This window comes from Burkholderia sp. Ac-20349 (assembly GCF_017104865.1).
GTDB classification, from domain to species: domain Bacteria; phylum Pseudomonadota; class Gammaproteobacteria; order Burkholderiales; family Burkholderiaceae; genus Burkholderia; species Burkholderia aenigmatica.
The window spans coordinates 1-1744 of record NZ_JAAGPM010000323.1; the positions used below are offsets into that span (position 1 = coordinate 1).

General features: G+C 69.2%; 2 protein-coding genes and 1 pseudogene. 2 read left to right on the forward strand and 1 reads right to left on the reverse strand.

Annotation, left to right across the window (positions count from 1 at the left end):
- The first annotated feature begins 1 nt into the window (after window position 1).
- Window positions 2–424 (forward strand): CoA transferase, encoded by a 423-nt coding sequence (locus G3N61_RS39990; RefSeq protein WP_241018133.1) that lies wholly within the window; start codon window positions 2–4, stop codon window positions 422–424.
- On the opposite strand, the pseudogene G3N61_RS38960 reads toward G3N61_RS39990, so the two are convergent.
- Window positions 384–1220 (reverse strand): annotated as a pseudogene (locus tag G3N61_RS38960) (sensor domain-containing diguanylate cyclase); the annotation flags it as partial. The gene G3N61_RS39990 and the pseudogene G3N61_RS38960 sit on opposite strands and share 41 nt — an antisense overlap.
- Window positions 1221–1645: 425 nt before the next feature.
- Here G3N61_RS38960 and G3N61_RS39995 point away from each other — a divergent pair.
- The coding region (locus G3N61_RS39995) for an arginine N-succinyltransferase (protein WP_241018134.1) at window positions 1646–1744 on the forward strand (99 nt) is incomplete at its 3' end.

Consider the following 1744-nt stretch of genomic DNA (forward strand, 5'->3'; position numbering starts at 1 on the left):
GTTGTCGGGCGTGCGCGTGGTCGACCTGTCGCGGCTGATGGCGGGCAACATGCTGAGCGTGCAGCTCGCGGATTTCGGCGCGGACGTCATCAAGGTCGAGCCCGAGCAGGGCGATACGCTGCGTGCGCGGCGCGGTCGGGCTGTGTCGCGCCGGTGTGCTGGTCGCGATCGTGCAATGGCTCGTGGTCGGGCTCGCGATCGCCGTTCCGCAGATCGGCTAGCGCCGGTTCAAGCCCGCTGCGGGCAGTTGAGGGTGCCGGTCCGGCCGCCGGTTCGTCGACGCAGCGGCCTGCGCGTGCGCGTTACGCGTGCGCCGTCCGCGGCGACCGCGTGCGCTTCACTTCATACATCGCCTGATCCGCATGCTCGATCAGCGCATTCATGTCGGTGCCGTCGTCGGGCAGCAGCGCAATCCCGACGCTGACGCCGAGCCGCATCGGGCGACCCTCGAATTCGAACGGTTCGCCGACCTGACGCGCGAGCCGCGTGCTTTGCGCGTGCGCGTCGTCGCGGTTGCCGATGTTCGGCAGGATCACCGCGAATTCGTCGCCGCCGATGCGCGCGACCGTATCCGAGCGCCGCACCGCCCCCTGCATTCGCGTGGCGATCTCGCGCAGCGCGGCGTCGCCCGCGCGGTGGCCGAAGCCGTCGTTGATCGGCTTCAGCCCGTCCATGTCGATGTTGAGGATGCCGAGCCGGCCGTTCGCGCGCAGCGTCGTGTGCATCGACTGCCGCAGGCGGTCGTAGAACAGTGCGCGGTTCGGCAGGCCGGTGAGCGCGTCGTGCGTCGCGCGCAGGTACAGTTCGTTCGCCTCGTTGCGCGCCGCGTGGAACATCGCGGCGGCGATCAGGTCGGCCGTCAGCCGCAGCGTGCCGGCGTCGGCTTGCGAAAAGCCGTCGACCTTCGGCGACATCACCTTCAGCACGCCGACCGTCGTGTCGGCGTGGGTGAGCGGCATCACGAGCATCGAGCGCAGGCCGACCCGCCGGCAGGCGTCGCGATCGACACGCGGGTCGGTTTCCGAATCGGTGCAGTGCAGCAACGCGCCTTGCTGCACGCACAGGCCCGACAGGCTGCCCGAGCGCCGCAGCCGCAGGCCGAGCATCCCGGCCGCGGTGCCGGACGCGGCGCGGTACACCATGTCGTCGCCCTCGGCGAATTCGACCGCGGCGGCGCTCGCGCCGGTGAGTTGCGGCACCTGCTCGGCCACGTAGGCCATCACGCTGCCGAGGTCGAGGCCGAGCTTCGCGATCTCGGTCTGCGCGGCGATGATGCGCAGCAGCGTGTCGGGGGACGGGGTGGCAGTGTCGGCGGTTTGAGTCAAGTCAGTGTTCCGTGAAAGAAAGCGCGTCCGGCGGCGCGGGATTGCGGTAGCATACGCGCCGCCTCGCGGCCGCGCGTCCGGGCGGTCTGCAACGGACCGCCGCCGGCCAGCCGCTCCGCGCCGGCAGTATGCCGTTGAGCCCGTCCCGGGACAACGGCGCAATTCTTACCATTCGTCCCGCTTACGCAGCAGTTCCGACCGGATTGAGGTTTTTTCGCCTCATCGTTGCGAATCAAGGTGAGTTTTGTCCTATTTTTGAGATAGTGTGACGAATGGGTGTGTGCCAGTGCCAGGCGCGCCCATCGCAGACAGGAACGACGATGCTATTTGTTCGCCCCGGCAAACTCACGGATCTCGATGCGCTCGCGCACATGGCGCGCACCGCGCAGCCGGTCCTGCACTCGCTGCCGCACGACCGC